The sequence below is a fragment of the Serratia bockelmannii genome (genome assembly GCF_008011855.1).
In the GTDB taxonomy this organism is placed as follows: domain Bacteria; phylum Pseudomonadota; class Gammaproteobacteria; order Enterobacterales; family Enterobacteriaceae; genus Serratia; species Serratia bockelmannii.
Map to the genome: position 1 here is coordinate 12,756 of NZ_VOUX01000029.1, position 14,727 is coordinate 27,482.

The 14,727-nt window shown below is 63.8% G+C and carries 9 protein-coding genes; 1 reads left to right on the forward strand and 8 read right to left on the reverse strand.

Annotated elements, in window-relative coordinates; translation table 11 throughout:
- Positions 1-64 precede the first annotated feature (64 nt).
- The 8 genes from yncE to fes form a co-directional block, all read right to left on the reverse strand.
- Positions 65-1,129, reverse strand: coding sequence for a 7-bladed beta-propeller protein YncE (gene yncE / locus FOT55_RS14005; RefSeq protein ID WP_060433936.1), 1,065 nt, complete (start codon positions 1,127-1,129; stop codon positions 65-67).
- 61 nt (positions 1,130-1,190) lie between these two features.
- A complete protein-coding gene (locus tag FOT55_RS14010; RefSeq protein ID WP_004930014.1) occupies positions 1,191-2,051 on the reverse strand; it encodes an isochorismatase in 861 nt (286 codons plus the stop codon).
- A 3-nt stretch (positions 2,052-2,054) separates the two neighbouring features.
- Positions 2,055-3,683, reverse strand: coding sequence for a (2,3-dihydroxybenzoyl)adenylate synthase (locus FOT55_RS14015; protein ID WP_060433935.1), 1,629 nt, complete (start codon positions 3,681-3,683; stop codon positions 2,055-2,057).
- A 7-nt stretch (positions 3,684-3,690) separates the two neighbouring features.
- Positions 3,691-4,896, reverse strand: a complete 1,206-nt coding sequence (locus FOT55_RS14020) for an isochorismate synthase (RefSeq protein WP_147823591.1) — start codon at positions 4,894-4,896, stop codon at positions 3,691-3,693.
- A 212-nt stretch (positions 4,897-5,108) separates the two neighbouring features.
- The gene (gene entS, locus FOT55_RS14025; protein WP_033649954.1) at positions 5,109-6,365 is read right to left on the reverse strand and encodes an enterobactin transporter EntS; all 1,257 of its coding nucleotides are present in this window, start codon (positions 6,363-6,365) and stop codon (positions 5,109-5,111) included.
- A gap of 176 nt (positions 6,366-6,541) precedes the next feature.
- Positions 6,542-10,486 (reverse strand): enterobactin synthase subunit F, encoded by a 3,945-nt coding sequence (locus tag FOT55_RS14030; protein ID WP_147823592.1) that lies wholly within the window; start codon positions 10,484-10,486, stop codon positions 6,542-6,544.
- 32 nt (positions 10,487-10,518) lie between these two features.
- A complete protein-coding gene (locus tag FOT55_RS14035; protein WP_025304965.1) occupies positions 10,519-10,725 on the reverse strand; it encodes an MbtH family protein in 207 nt (68 codons plus the stop codon).
- Entirely contained in the window at positions 10,700-12,073 is a 1,374-nt protein-coding gene (gene fes, locus FOT55_RS14040) for an enterochelin esterase (RefSeq protein ID WP_147823593.1), read from the reverse strand. Before fes ends, FOT55_RS14035 begins: the two co-directional genes overlap by 26 nt.
- Positions 12,074-12,358: 285 nt before the next feature.
- Between fes and FOT55_RS14045 the strand changes: the two genes are divergently transcribed.
- A complete protein-coding gene (locus tag FOT55_RS14045; protein ID WP_025304963.1) occupies positions 12,359-14,641 on the forward strand; it encodes a TonB-dependent siderophore receptor in 2,283 nt (760 codons plus the stop codon).
- Positions 14,642-14,727: the final 86 nt, after the last annotated feature.

A 14,727-nucleotide genomic window follows, 5' to 3' on the forward strand; every position in this document is an offset into this window, starting at 1 on the left:
GCGAAAAAAAAACAGGCGGAGCGTCGCCGCTTCGCCTGTTCGAGGGGGTTTACCCTGCGCGGGATTATTTCAGCGCTACGCGGATCACGTCGTCCGGCGCGGTCGCTTCTTTCTCGCGGCTGGAAGCCTGCTTGACGCTAACGTACAGCGTCTGGCCGTCCGGCGACAGCGCCAGGCTGTTCGGGTGGGTCGGCGTCTTGATGGTGTTCAGCACCTTGTAGCTCTTGGCGTCGATCACGCTCACTTCACCCGCCTGGCGATGGGTCACGTAAACTTCATTGCGCGCCGGGTTGAACAGCACCGCCAGCGATTCCGGCACGTCGATCTTGCTCAGGATGTTGCCGCTGCGGGTATCCACCACCAGCACCTGCGGCTGCTTGGAATCGGTGATGAACGCGCGATGGGTAGCGGTATCCAGGCTGATGTTCAGGAAGAAGTGCTCTTTGGACTCATCCAGCTTCTTGCGCGACAGCACCTTGTTGCTCTGGGTATCGATGGTCACCAGTTCGCCGTCGGCGTTAGTGACGTACAGGCGTTTGGCGGCGGCATCCAGCGCCAGGCCGGTGCCATACTTACCGGTATCCGTCACGGTGGCACGCAGGGTCAGATCCTTGCCGTCCACCACCCACACCACGCTGGATTCACCCAGCCCGGTGATGTACAGCGTATCGCTGTCGGCATCCGCCACCAGTTCGCGCGGCGCCAGCGGCTTGACGGTCTCGGAACGCTGGCGCGCGTCCAGCACCAGGCGGCCTTTCACGTCGCCGGTCTTGGCGTCGATGGCGGTCACCGAGTTATTGACCGTGTTACCGAAGAACAGCGTGCCGGTTTTAGCGTTGACGGCGGCGCCAAACGGCTTGATGTCGTTATGAATAATCTGGGTCACGTCCAGCGTGGTCGGGTCCAGGCGGTAAACGATGCCACCCTTGTCCAGCTTGCGGCTCTGCGACGTCGCCAGGTAGAGCGCGTTCTCGCTCGGGCTGTAGGCCATTTCATAGGCGCCCTTGCCGACCGGTTTGCGCAGCACTTCCGGCGCGGTCTGCGCCAGCAACGAGTTGGAGAACAGCAGTGTGGACAGCAGCATCAGCGGAAATGCCGCACGTTTTCCCTTGGTGATCAAAGCATTCATCGAAATCTCCTTATAGAGCCAACGGGGCAGCCGAGCGGCCGCCCTCTCATCGTTATTAAAATCAGGCTTTCTCTTCGGAAAGCAGCGCCCACCAGCTGTCGATGGTCGGGTTGCGCGCCAGCGCGATAAAGTCGATGTCGCCGCGGATCTTGCGCCAGCGGGTCGCCAGCTCCATGATGCGCACCGAATCCAGACCGTAATCGATCAGGTTCTCATCGTTGCCCATGTCTTCGCTGTCTTCGTCCAGCAGCGGCAGGATCTGCTGACGCAGCGCGTCGATGCTGGCGATGCCGGCCGCCGGCAGCAGAGACGCGGTGGTCACCACCCGGCCGCAGCGGCCGGCGGTATAGCGCAGCGCCATCAGGTGTTCGTCGCGCGAGAAGTCCGCCAGGCCGTCGGCCACCATGAACGGCTGGATGTTGCGCATGAAGGCGTCGATGGCGGTGGTCAGGCAGCCGATGTGCGCATACACGCCGCAGATGATCAGCTGATCGCGGCCGGACTCCTGCAGGATCTCCTGCAGCGGCGAGCGGTGGAAGGCGCTGTAGCGCCATTTCACCAGCACCGTGTCGTCTTCGTCCGGCGCCAGCGCGGCGGTCACCGCCTGCTGCTCGGGGTGTTTGTTCAGGCCCGGCCCCCACATGTCGTTCAACAGCGCACGGTCTTCATCGCTCTGCTGGTTCGGCTGCGCGGTATAGAACACCGGAATGCCCTGCTGTTTGCAGTAGCGGCGCAGGTTGGCGATGTTCTCCACCACCTGTTTGATCAGCGCGCTGTCTTCGCCCCAGAAATTGAGGAAATACTGCTGCATATCGTGGATCAGCAGCGCGGCGCGCTGCGGTTCTACCTGCCAGGTGACTTTATTTTGCGGCAGTTCGTCCGCCGTCGGCAGCGCGTAGTCATTAAGTTTTGGAATGGCCATCGATTAATCTCCCTGAGCCTGAGTCTGTAGTTGCTCGTCGAGCTGCTGACGCAGCCGTTTTTTGTCCACTTTGCCGACCGGGGTCAGCGGCAGGCTGTCCACCTGAATAAAGCGATCCGGCAGTTTGAAGTCCGCCACGCCCTGCTCCCGTAGGTGGCGGCGCAGCACCACCGGCTTCAGCGGCGCGTTGGCGATGATATAAGCGCAGCTCTTCTCCCCCATCAGCGCGTCCGGCATCGACACCAGCGCAGCGTTGATCACGTCCGGATGACGCAGCAGCAGGTTCTCGATTTCCTCGGCGGCGATCTTCTCCCCGCCGCGGTTGATCTGGTCTTTCTGCCGCCCCTGCACGGTGATGTAGCCGTCTTCGCTGATGCTGATCAGATCGCCGGAGCAGTAGAAACCGTCGGCGTCGAAGGCATCGGCGTTGTGCGCCGGGCTCTGGTAGTAACCGCGGAAGGTATAAGGCCCGCGCGTCATCAACCGACCGACCTCGCCCGCCGGCAATGAATTGCCGTCGTCGTCCGCCACCCACACTTCGTCATCCGGCGACATCGGCCGCCCTTGCGTCGTCAGGATGTGGCGCTCGTCGTCGTCCAGCCGGGTGTAGTTCACCAGCCCTTCCGCCATGCCGAACACCTGCTGCAGTTGGCAGCCGATTTCGTTCTGAATACGCGCCGCCAGCGTTTCGCCCAGCTTGGCGCCGCCCACCTGCAGCAGTTTCAGGCTGGCGAGCTGGGCATTGCCGCCCCACTCTTCGATCGCCTGCAGCCACAGCGTGACCGCCGGCGGCACCAGCGCCGTCACGTTGATTTGGTGCTGTTCGATCAGGCGGAAGCACTGCCCGGCGTCCGGATCGGCGGCGAACACCACCAGCCCCGCGCCATAAAACACGCCCAACACGCCTGGCGAGCTCATCGGGTAGTTGTGCGCCACCGGCAGCGCGCACAGATAGCGGGTCTGCGCGTCGAAACGGCAGATCTCCACGCTGCGGCGAATGCTGTAGTAGTAGTCATTGTGGGTACGCGGGATCAGCTTCGGCGTACCGGTGCTGCCGCCGGAAAGCTGGAAGAACGCCACCTGATCGGCCGCAGAAGGCTGCGCGACGAAACCGTCGCTGGCTTCGTCCAGCCAGGCGGCCAGCGCCAGCTCACCCTCAGGCTGGCTGCGCAGTGCCACAACCCGCAGCGAAGGATGCGCATCGCGGAAGGCGTTCAGGAATTGATCGTCGGCAAACAGCCCGTGCTGGCGATCGGCGATCAGCAGCGCCGGTTTGATCTGCTCGGCATAGGCATTCAGCTCGCTGCGCTGATGGCTGAACAGCGCGTTGACCGGCGCCACGCCAATTTTCAGCAGCGCGAAGAACACGATATAGAACTCCGCCACGTTGCCCAGTTGGACCAACGCGGTGTCGCCGGATTTCACGCCGCGGCGCAGCAGAGCGGCCGCCAGACGATCGGAACGCAGCTGCAGCTCGCGGTAGGTCAGGCTGCCCTGGGCGTCGATAATCGCCGGGGCGTCGTTGTTGGCCTGGCGGTCGAGGATCTCGGTCAGCGGCTTGTCAGTCCAGTAGCCGCGTTCGCGATAGCGGCTGGCGAACTCCGCCGGCCAGGGGGTAAAGGCAATGCTCATCTTGTCGTTATCCTTGATTCATACCAAAGGCACGCAGAATGGTGCTGAGTTTGGTGCCTGTTTCATGCCATTCAGATTCGGGTGAAGAGTCTTCCACGATGCCGGCGCCGGCAAACAGCCGCACCCGGTTGCCGTCAACGGTGCCGCAGCGGATAGTCACTACCCACTCGCCGTTGCCTTCGTCGTCGCACCAACCGACGATGCCGCCGAACAGGCCGCGATCGAACGGCTCCAGCTTGCCGATCAGGGCGTGCGCCTCGGCCGTCGGCATGCCGCACAGCGCCGGCGTCGGGTGCAGCAGGCAGGCCAGCGACAGGGCATTTTCGTCTGGAGACGCTGCCTCGCCGTCGATCGGCGTGGAGAGATGCCACAGCGTCGTGGTGGTCAGCAGTTCAGGGGTTTGCGGCACGTTCAGGTAGCGGCAGCGGCCGGCCAGCACGTCACGCATGCTTTCGGTGACGATGCGATGCTCATAGCGATCTTTCGCCGAGGCCATCAGCCGCTCCCCCACTTCGCGATCGCGCTGCGGGTCGGCCTCGCGCCGGGCGGAACCGGCCAGCGGGTTAGAATAGAAACGGCCGTTGTCCTGGCGCAGCAGCAGCTCCGGGCTGGCGCCCAACAGCGCACCCTGCTCCAGCGGCACATGGAAATGGAAACCGTGCGGGTTCTGGGCAATCACGCGCGCCATCAGCGCATGGCGATCCACCGGCTGGCGCGTTTCGATCTCCAGCAGGCGCGACAAGACCACTTTATCCAGCTCACCGGCCTTCATCGCGTCGACGGCGTCGCTGACCATGTTCATAAACGGCTGCTGCGGCGGCAGCTCCGTCACGCCGGCCAGTTCAGGGCCGTTCGCCGGCGGCCGAACGCCGGCCATAAAGGCGGCGCGATCGAACCAGCGGCTCTGCTGCGGAATAAACAGCGCCGAAGGCTGCCGGGTATCGAACGGGATGGCACCGCACAGCAGCGGTTTTTTGATACCGGCCTGACGGGCCTCGGCAAACGCCTGCCGCACGCTGCGCTGGAACTCGCCGTTCAGGTCGGCGCCGTCTGCGGCCGGCAGGCGAATGCGGCTGAAACAACCGGTAGTGGTCAAGCTGCGGAAAGGAGAGGTAAAGAAGAAGCCCGACGCCGGAGAAAAATCAGCGGCGAACCGGTGTTCTTCGCACTCCTGCATTTCCTTTCGATTGATGTCGTTCACGGCAGTATCCATCGCTTCGCCCTCAAGGATTTGAAGTGATAACCAATATAATAATGATTATCATTTGAGTTAATTCCGCGCTAAATTACTCGCCGATATTTGCTATGTCAATAAACGTAAGCACTTCTTTCATTTCGAAATCATGACATAAACGCTGTGGGTTTTACGCATGCCGATGATAAGCATTGCTATTTGATCCCACAGCGTTGTCTTAACGCGTTCGACTACTTTTCTGTGGCGGGCTGCGGCTCCGGTTTGTGCAACGTCACCTGGCGCAAACCGGTCATGGCGAACAGCAACAGGATGCCGAGCAGCGCGGCGCCGAAGCCGAAACCGCTGGCGCTCATCGCCGGCAGCATGAAGGCGCCCATCGCCCCCAACAGCAACGCGCCCAGCGCATCGCCCACCACGTTTTGCGCCGTCCACAGGCCGTTGATGCGGCCGAGGAAGTTGTCCGGCGTCAGGCTCTGGATCAGGCCGTATTGCAGCAGCGAGTTCAGCGCGCTCAGGTAGCCGAACGCCACCAGGCACAGCAACGCCAGGCTGTACCACGGCATCAGGCCGAACAGGCCAATGGCGGCGAATGCTGCGATCGCCGTCAGCAGCATCACCCAGCCGGGGCGCGCCACGTGCGCCACGCGCCCGCTGGTAAACGCGCCGATGGCCGCGCCGAGCGGCACGGCGGCGTACATATAGCCGAGGTGGGCAGCGTCGATGTGCCAGCTCTCCGCCATCGCCGGGTACAGCACGCGCACCGCGCTGGCCATGGTCAGCAGCGCGCCGATCAGCGCCACCATGCCGATCACCTTGTTCTGGAACAGGAAGGCGAAGCCGCCCGCCAGCGCGCGCAGCGGGTGTTCACGCGGCTGCGGCGGCGGCATCAGCTGCGGCAGGCTCAGCAGCGGCAGCAGCGTCAGCAGCGTGCCAAACGCCGCCAGGCCGTAGTTCCAGGCAATGCCCATGTGGGCGATCACCAGGCCGCCAATCGCCGGGGAAAGAATCGAGCCGAAGCGCACCGTCAGCATGCTGATGGCGCCCGCCTGCACGATGTTTTCGCGGCCCACCAGCGCCGGCGTGGCCGCCAGCAGCGCCGTCACCCCCACCGCACCGAAGAAACCGTCCCACACCGCCAACAGATAAATGGCCGCCAGCGAAGGCGATGGCAACAGGGCATTGAGACACAGGCCGACGAAGCCGATGCCGCAGGTGGAGCGCGCGAACAGGATCAGCCGGCGCCGCTCATAGCGATCGGCCAATACGCCCCCCATCAGCAGCCCGGCGAACATGCCGCCGCCGGCCAGCGTCACCGCCAGCCCGACCTGCAGGGTGGAACCGGTCAGCGCCTGGATTTGCACCGGGATGGCGATCGCCATCAGCCCCAGCGCCACAATGGAGATAAAGCGCGCGCAGAATACCGCGCGGAAAGCCCGGTTGGTTTTCAGCAGGCTAAAATCAAGCAGGATGGAGGGTTTGCTACTCATCGGTTGTTCACCACATCTTTAAACGGGGATTCTGCAGTTGCGGGGCGCTATGCTAGCACAGATGACAAAATCAATAATGATAATAAAAATCATTGATATTCAATTGTGAGCAACCGCAAGAAACGCCGCCACACGCGGGGTAATCCCCGAGCCTGGCGGCGAGATGACGAGCGCGATTACAGCGTGCGCAAGATCCGGTTCAGCAGCGGCCCCAGCACTTTGAACGACGCCGGCGAAACGATATCGACATGCGCGCAGTCCAGCTCGTGCGCCTGCAGCGCATCGACGTACTGCGACCAGGTCTGCTGCACGTCCATCCCTTCCTGCAGCGTACGTTTGGCGACGAACAGCGTCGCCTGGCCATGGAAACGGGCGGTACGCGTGTGCGACAGCAACCGCACCGAATCGGCGTAGTTGGCTTCGATGTTGTCGAACATCGCCGTGCGCGTCTCGCCCAGCGCCGGATCGAGCGTATCCTGCGACACCGCCAGGAACTGCTCGCGCTCGCGCTGCACTTCCTTCAACACGTTGTCGTCCAGCATCACGTCCCAGTTTTGGGTCTCCGGCGGATAGGTATCCAGCAGACCGAGGAACGCCACCTGCTCACCGCGCGCCTGCAGCCGGGCGGCGATGCCCTGGGCCAGCGTGCCGCCCAGCGAGTAGCCGATGAAGTGGTACGGCCCGTGCGGCTGGACCTGCAACACCGTCTGCAGGTGGGCATCCACCACCTGATCCATATCTTCGCTCAGCGCCAGCGGGCCGTCCGGCCGCGGTGACTGAATACCGACCAGCGACCAGTGCTGATCGAGATAGCGTGGCAATACGCTGAACTGCCAGGAGAAACCGGACGCCGGGTGCAGACAGAACAGCGTCGGCCCCTCGGTGACGCGCAGCGGCAATACGCTGTCGAAGCCGCTGCGATCGGCCTCTTCCTGCGTGCGATCTTCCGCCAGCAAGGCAGCCAGTTGCTCGACGCGCGACGCCACCATCACCTGGCCGACGGACACCGCCTTGCCCAGATCGCGGCGCAACTCCGCCGCCAGCCGCATCGCCAGCAGCGAATGGCCACCGAGCGCGAAGAAGTCGTCATCGGCGAACACCTGCTCGCGCTGCAGCAAACGGGCGAACACCGCCGCGATCTCGCTTTCCAGCCCGGCCTGCGGCGGCCGTCCTGCCTTGCGCTCACCGCCCTGCGGCTGCGGCAAGGCCTTGCGATCCAGCTTGCCGTTGGCACTCAGCGGCAAATCACTCATTTCCACCAGCGCCACCGGCACCATGTGCGGTGGCAGACGGTCGGCCAGCGCCGCACGCAGGGCTTCCGCATCCCAGCTCGCGCCGGGCTGCATCACCAGATAACCCACCAGTTGGCGCGCATCGCCGCCGGCATCCACCGGCGTGCCCTGCAGCACCAGCGCGTGCGTCACCGCCTGGCGCACGCCCGGCAGCGACAGCAAGGCGTGGTCGATTTCGCTCAGCTCGATACGCTGCCCGCGGATCTTCAGCTGGTCATCACTGCGGCCCAAATATTCCACCGTGCCGTCCGGCAGCCAGCGCGCCACGTCGCCGGTGCGGTACATGCGCCCGCCCTCGCCGAACGGATCGGCGACAAAGCGGCTGGCGGTCAGATCCGGCCGGCCAAGGTAGCCGTGCGCCAGCTGCACGCCGGTCAGATACAGATCGCCCGCCACGCCCGGCGGCACCGGCCGCAGGCGCGCGTCAAGAATACGCAGCCCGGTGTTCCATACCGGCAGACCGATCGGCACGTTGGCGCCGGTCACTTTCGCCAGTGTGTCGCCGTAAGCCGGATGCCAGGTCACGTCCACCGCCGCTTCGGTCGGGCCGTAGAGGTTATGCAACGGCACCGCCGTGCGGCTTTGCCACAGGCGGCACAGCTCCGCCGGCAGCGCTTCGCCGCTGCAGAACACCTGGCGCAGCGCGGCGCAGTTCGCCACCGCCGCGTCGTCGTCCAGTGCGGCCACGAAAGCCGCCAGCATCGACGGCACGAAGTGCATCGTGGTAATGCGGTGTTGTGCGATCAGCTGTTGCAGCTGCTGCGGATCGCGATGCGCCTCCGGCGGCGCCATCACCAGCCGGGCGCCGACCATCAGCGGCCAGAAGAATTCCCACACCGAGACGTCGAAACTGCACGGCGTTTTCTGCAGCACCGCGTCGTCCGCCCCCAGCGGATACTGGTGTTGCATCCACAGTAGGCGGTTGACGATCGCCTGATGGCCGACCAGCACGCCTTTCGGGCGCCCGGTGGAGCCGGAGGTAAAGATGATATAGGCCGCATGGTCCGGCGTCGGGCCCGCGATCGCCACCCCGGCGGCGTGATCGGCCGCCAGCGGCGCGTCATACAGCAAGATTTCGCCCTTGTCGGCGAAACGCGCCTGCTGCGCCGGGTTAGTGATGACCAGCCGGGGCGCGGCGTCTTCCAGCATCATCGCCAGCCGCTCGTCCGGATAACCGGTGTCCAGCGGCAGATAGGCGGCGCCCGCTTCCACGATCGCCATCAACGCCAGCGACAGGAACACCGAACGCGGCAGCGCCACCGCCACGATGTCGCCCGGCCGCACGCCCTGCGCCACCAGCTCGCGCGCCAGCGCCATAACCTGCTCCCGCGTTTCGCGGTAGGTAAAGCTGAAATGCGCATCCGCCAGCGCCGGTGCGTCCGGCGTGGTTTGCGCCTGCTGCGCCAGCAACTGGCTCAGCGTGGTCGCCGGCACCGGGTACGCCGTGTCGTTGACCCGCGCCAGCAGCGCGTGATCGTCGGCGGTCAGCATATCGGCTTCGCCGATCGGCAACGTTGCCTGCGCGGCGAACTGCGCCAGCAGCAGCGGCAACCGCTGCAGGTGCGCCTGCAGTTCCTGGCGGCTGTAACGCTCGGCGTTGGCCAGCAGCTCCACCTTCAGCTGATGGTGTTCGTCGATAAACAGCGCAATCTCCAGATCGCGCACCGGCCCGGAGGCCAGATCGTGGGTAATGCCTTCGATACCGGCGAAATCCAGCTGGTAATCGAACATTTTGAAGTTGAAGACCGTGCCGTACAGCGGTTCGCCGTCGCCGATGCGGCCCAGATCGCGCTGCACCTGTTCGGCGTCGTAGCGCTGATGGCGGCGCACCGTTTTCAGCTCGCGGCTGATGCGGGTGGCAGCCTCATACAGCGTGGCCTGCGGCTCGAGGTGCATCTCCATCGGCAACACGTTGATCACCGGGCCGGCAGCGCACAGGGCGGCCGATCCGGTGCGGCGCATAAAGATAAAACCGGCGCTGAAGCTCGGTTGGCCGCTCAGGCGCGATACCCACAGCGCCACCAGCGCCACCGCCATATCGGCGGCGTTCAGCTTCTGCTGTGCGCCACACTGCACCAGTTCGGCGAAGGCCTGCGGATCGCAGCGCTGTTCCAATCGATGGATGCGCGGCGTGGGCGTTTGCCCAGCCAGCGGCTGCGGGCAGAGCGTGGCCGGCGGCGGCAACTGCCGCGCTTTTTCGAGCCAGAAATCGGCGTCGCGTTGCCAGGCCGGCGCCTGCCGGTAAGCCTGGTATTCCGCCACCACGTCGCTGAACGCCGTAAATGGCGTCGGCTCTAGCGCGTCGCCGCGGCAAAGGTGGGTATAAATCGCCGCCACACGGCGAGCGATGGCGGTGAAGCTGAAACCGTCCACCAGCAGATGGTGATAGCGCTGATACCAGAACCAGCGATCGTCCGCCAGGCGCATCACCACATGGCGATACAGCGGTGCGCCGCTGCCGGCGCGCAGATCGCTCGCCAGATCGATGTCCATCAGCGCACGCGCGGCGGCTTCAGGGTCCGGCGACGTCGTCAGATCGACAAGTTCCGGCTCGTGCACCGCCAGCGCGTCGTCTAGCCATTGCACCGGCACGCCGTCGCGTTCCGCAAAACGCAGGCGCAGCATGTCCACCTCGTTCAGGCCCTGGATGATGGCCTGCAGCAGAGGCTCCACGGCAACAGGGCCGTTGAGTTCGATGGCATGTGCGACCGCGTAGGCATTGCGATGCGGGGAGATTTGATCGGCGACCCAAATGCCGGGTTGCGCCGCGACCAACGGCCATTCGCCCGCAAGCGCCGGGCCGCTGAGAGAGTTAGGGGTGTGTGACACTGCTTATTGCTCCCGTGATTACCTGGCGCCGGTCACGCCTCGCGTGCTGCGACCGGCAGAATGTCTTGCCAATGCTGTTCCAGCCATTCGGCGCACGCGGTGTGCGCCGCCGGGCCAAAGACGATCGTCCACTCGGACGGAATGGCGCGGAAATCCGGCCACAAACTGTATTGTTGTTGTACGTTGCGCAGCACCAGGCTGCGCTGCTGTTGATCATCGAACGGATTCAGGCTTTCCATCATGTGTTCCTCGTGCCGTCGCCGATGCCGGGTAAGCGGTGGCGAAAGCGGAAGCCCAGACCGCCTGCAGCCCATCGGTCAGGCCGCTGCGCCAACACAGCGCGTCGTGCCCGCCTTCCACCACCCGGTAGTGCACCCGATGGCCGGCGTCGCTCAGGCGTGCCGCCATTTCACCGCTGACCCGATGCACCAGTTTTTCCTGCGAACCGGCTTCCATAAATACCTTCAGCGCGCCGTGATTGCCCAAGCCGTGCCGTTCTACCTGTTGCAGCAACCAGCAGGCGTCGTCGGGAATGCTCGGCAGCTGCAGCATGTCGCGCCGCGGCCACCAGTAGGAACCGGACTGGGTGATCACCGCGCCGAAGCGCTGCGGCCAGCGCAGCCCGGCATACAGGGAGGCCAGGCCGCCAAAGCTTTGCCCCGCCACCACCGTGTCAGCCGGTTTGTCGCTGTGCGGCGCCCAGTCGGCCAGCTGTGGCATCAGTTCTTCCTGCACCGCCAGCCAGAAGTCGTCCTTGCAGGTCAGTTCGCGCGACCGATGCGGCAGATCGATGATGTCGATCAGCACATACACCGCTTCCGGCAATGCCCCTTCGCGGGTCAGCTGCATCAGCGGCTCCCAAACCGGCATCTGCTTCGCCCAGAACTGGCCGTCGAGCAGGATCGCGAGCGGGCGCTCGGCCGGCTTGCTGTCGCCGGTGGTGTAGATCCAGACGTCGCGGCTGTTGCCCAGGCGCTCGCTCTGCCAGGTATGGCGCTGCAAACGCGCCGGCAGCGGCGGCGTGCAGCGCCCGCTGGCGATCTCATATTCGTCGAACGAGCGCCATACCGGCTGCGGCGGCGCATCCGGCATGTGCAGGCCGGAGACGCTGTGGCCGCTGGCGCTTTGCCAGGAGCGATAAGGGTTGAGCAGATCGGGGGTGGCGCTGGCAAACACCTGGTGCCACCAGTGGCGCAGGTTGTGCATGTTGGCGTGCGCATCGTCGCCGCTGAACGCCGGCGGCCGCTCGTCAAAACAGGGGATAAAGCAGTAGCTGCCGCGCCAGGCGCCGCTCAGCTCGGTCTGCCAGTACCACACGTCGGTACCGGCCAAACGCTGCAGGCTTTGCGGCGGATTCGGCTGGTGATGGTCGGTCAAGCAGTTAATGTTAATCCACACGCGACGGTAGGCGGAGGTCAATTCGCATCCCTGAGGATCGCGCCAGAAAAAGGTGGTTCGCCAGCGGCCGTTACCCGCCGGTTCTACCCATGGCGTACCGCGCCGTGCCACCGTCAACCACCACCCTGGACTGCCCGCATTGCTGCTGGCCAATAATCTGCTGCTTTCTGACTGTAGTTCTGTATTCACAACGCCTACCCATTTTGTAGTTGGCGGCACCGGGAACGTCGACTTTTCCCTATCGCCGGCCACCGCCCGAACGCACTGTACGCCAAATACTATTGATAATAATTTGCATTTGCAATAGTGTGTAAGGCTTGGAGATCGTGCTGGTATTGCGCGCAACGGACAGGGATCGGGGATACATCAATGGCATCCCTTGCCGCAGCCGATTTTCTATTTCCGACTACACAAAAACTACAACCGCCCTTCCCCCCCGTTCGGCGAGGGATGGCAGCAAGGTAGGACACTCAAATGAAAAGCAAGCTATCACGTTATTCTTTAGCCACTCTTATCGGCTTGGGATTGGGCGCGTCCGCGTTCGCCAACGCCGCGCAGCAGACCGACACCCCCACCACGGAAGAAAACAGCGGCGCAGCGGATAAAAAGCCGCGCGGCGAAGACACCATCGTCGTGACCGCCGCCCGGCAGAACCTGCAGGCGCCGGGGGTGTCCACCATCACCGCCGACGAGATCAAAAAACGCCCGCCGGCGCGCGACATCAGCGAACTGATCCGCACCATGCCCGGGGTTAACCTGACCGGCAACTCCACCAGCGGCCAGCGCGGCAACAATCGCCAGATCGATATCCGCGGCATGGGCCCGGAAAACACCCTGATTCTGATCGACGGCAAACCGGCCTCCAGCCGCAACTCGGTGCGTCAGGGCTGGCGCGGCGAGCGCGACTCGCGCGGCGATACCGCCTGGGTGCCGCCAGAAATGATCGAGCGCATCGAAGTACTGCGCGGCCCTGCCGCAGCGCGCTACGGCAACGGCGCCGCGGGCGGCGTGGTCAACATCATCACCAAGAAGGCCGGTGATGCGCTGCACGGCTCGCTGAACGGCTACTTCAACGTGCCGCAGCACAAGCAGGAAGGCGCCACCAAGCGCACCGACTTCAGCCTGTCCGGCCCGCTGAGCGACTCCCTGAGCTTCCGCCTGTTCGGCGGCTACAGCAAAACGCAGGCCGACGCCTGGGACATTAACGAATCACACAAGTCCGAACGCGTAGGCGCCTACGCCAACAGCCTGCCCGCCGGGCGTGAAGGGGTGGTCGATAAAAACATCGACGCCTTGCTGCACTGGGACTTCGCCCATCTGCAGTCGTTGGAGTTCGAGTACGCCTACGGCCGCCAGGGCAACCTGTATTCTGGCGATACCCAGAACACCAACACCAATGCCCTGGTGCAGAGCAACTACGGCAAAGAGACCAACCGCATCTACCGTGAAACCTTCGGCCTGACCCACCGCGGCGCCTGGGACAACGGCGTGAGCACCAACAACTACGTGCAGTTCGAGCGCACCCGCAACACCCGCCTGAACGAGGGCTTGGCCGGCGGCACCGAAGGCATCTTCGACACCAAAAATACCGGTTTCGGCACCACCAAGCTGGACGACTTCCTGGCGCACAGCGAAGTCAGCGTGCCGTTTGAGCTGGGCGTTTCACAGACCGCCACGCTGGGTACCGAGTGGACCCAACAGCGGATGAAAGACGGCACGTCCACCAGCCAAACGCTGATGGGCGGCACTATTCCCGGCATGGGCAACGGCACGCGCAGCCCTTACGCTTCCGCGCATATCTTCTCGCTGTTCGCCGAAGACAACATCGAGCTGACCGACACCACCATGCTGACGCCGGGTCTGCGTTACGATCTGCATTCAGAATCCGGCAACAACTGGAGCCCGGCGCTGAACCTGTCGCAGGAACTGGGCGACTACTTCACGCTGAAAATGGGCATCGCCCGTTCTTACAAGGCGCCGACCCTGTACCAGACCAACGGCAACTACCTGCTGTACAGCAAAGGCCAAGGGTGTGCGGGCAGCGATGTCAGAAACGGCTGCTACCTGCTCGGTAACGACGATCTGAAGGCGGAAACCAGCGTCAACAAAGAGATCGGGCTGGAGTTCCATAACGAAGGCTGGCTGGCCGGCGTGACCTACTTCCGCAACGATTACCACAACAAGATTGAAGCGGGTAACTCGCGCATCGCCACCAGCAGTACCGGCACGGCGGTCTATCAGTGGGAGAACGTACCGAAAGCGGTCGTACAAGGGCTGGAAGGCTCGTTGAACGTGCCGGTCAGCGAGACCGTCACCTGGAGCAACAACGCCACCTACATGATCGAGAACAAGAACAAGACCACCGGCGATTACCTGTCGGTGATCCCGAAGTTCACCGTCAACTCGACCCTCAGCTGGCAGGCTACGCAGGATCTGTCGATGCAGTCCACCCTGACCTGGTACGGCCGTCAGAAGCCGAAGAAGTACAACTACCAGGGTAAACCGGCCACCGGCGGCGAAACCCGCGAGGTCAGCCCTTATGCCGTCGTCGGCGCCAGCGCGACCTATGACCTGACCAAAAACGTCAGCGTCACCGCCGGCATCGACAACCTGTTCGACAAACGCCAGTTCCGCGCCGGCAACGCGCAGAACGTGGGCGACCCGATTACCGGCGCGATCAACATCGCCGGCGCGGGCGCGGCCACCTACAACGAACCGGGCCGTACCTACTACATGAGCATCAACACCCACTTCTGATGACATGACTGACTAGTCCTGATATAGGTTGACACTTTTCAGCCTGATAGCGCCCGATGAACCTCATCGGGCGTTTTGTATTTCAG

Bases quoted from the DNA above. Each gene is read 5' to 3' on its own strand.
- yncE (WP_060433936.1), bottom strand. From the start codon at position 1,129: ATGAATGCTTTGATCACCAAGGGAAAACGTGCGGCATTTCCGCTGATG.
- FOT55_RS14010 (WP_004930014.1), bottom strand. From the start codon at position 2,051: ATGGCCATTCCAAAACTTAATGACTACGCGCTGCCGACGGCGGACGAA.
- FOT55_RS14015 (WP_060433935.1), bottom strand. From the start codon at position 3,683: ATGAGCATTGCCTTTACCCCCTGGCCGGCGGAGTTCGCCAGCCGCTAT.
- FOT55_RS14020 (WP_147823591.1), bottom strand. From the start codon at position 4,896: ATGGATACTGCCGTGAACGACATCAATCGAAAGGAAATGCAGGAGTGC.
- entS (WP_033649954.1), bottom strand. From the start codon at position 6,365: ATGAGTAGCAAACCCTCCATCCTGCTTGATTTTAGCCTGCTGAAAACC.
- FOT55_RS14035 (WP_025304965.1), bottom strand. From the start codon at position 10,725: ATGGAAAGCCTGAATCCGTTCGATGATCAACAGCAGCGCAGCCTGGTG.
- FOT55_RS14045 (WP_025304963.1), top strand. From the start codon at position 12,359: ATGAAAAGCAAGCTATCACGTTATTCTTTAGCCACTCTTATCGGCTTG.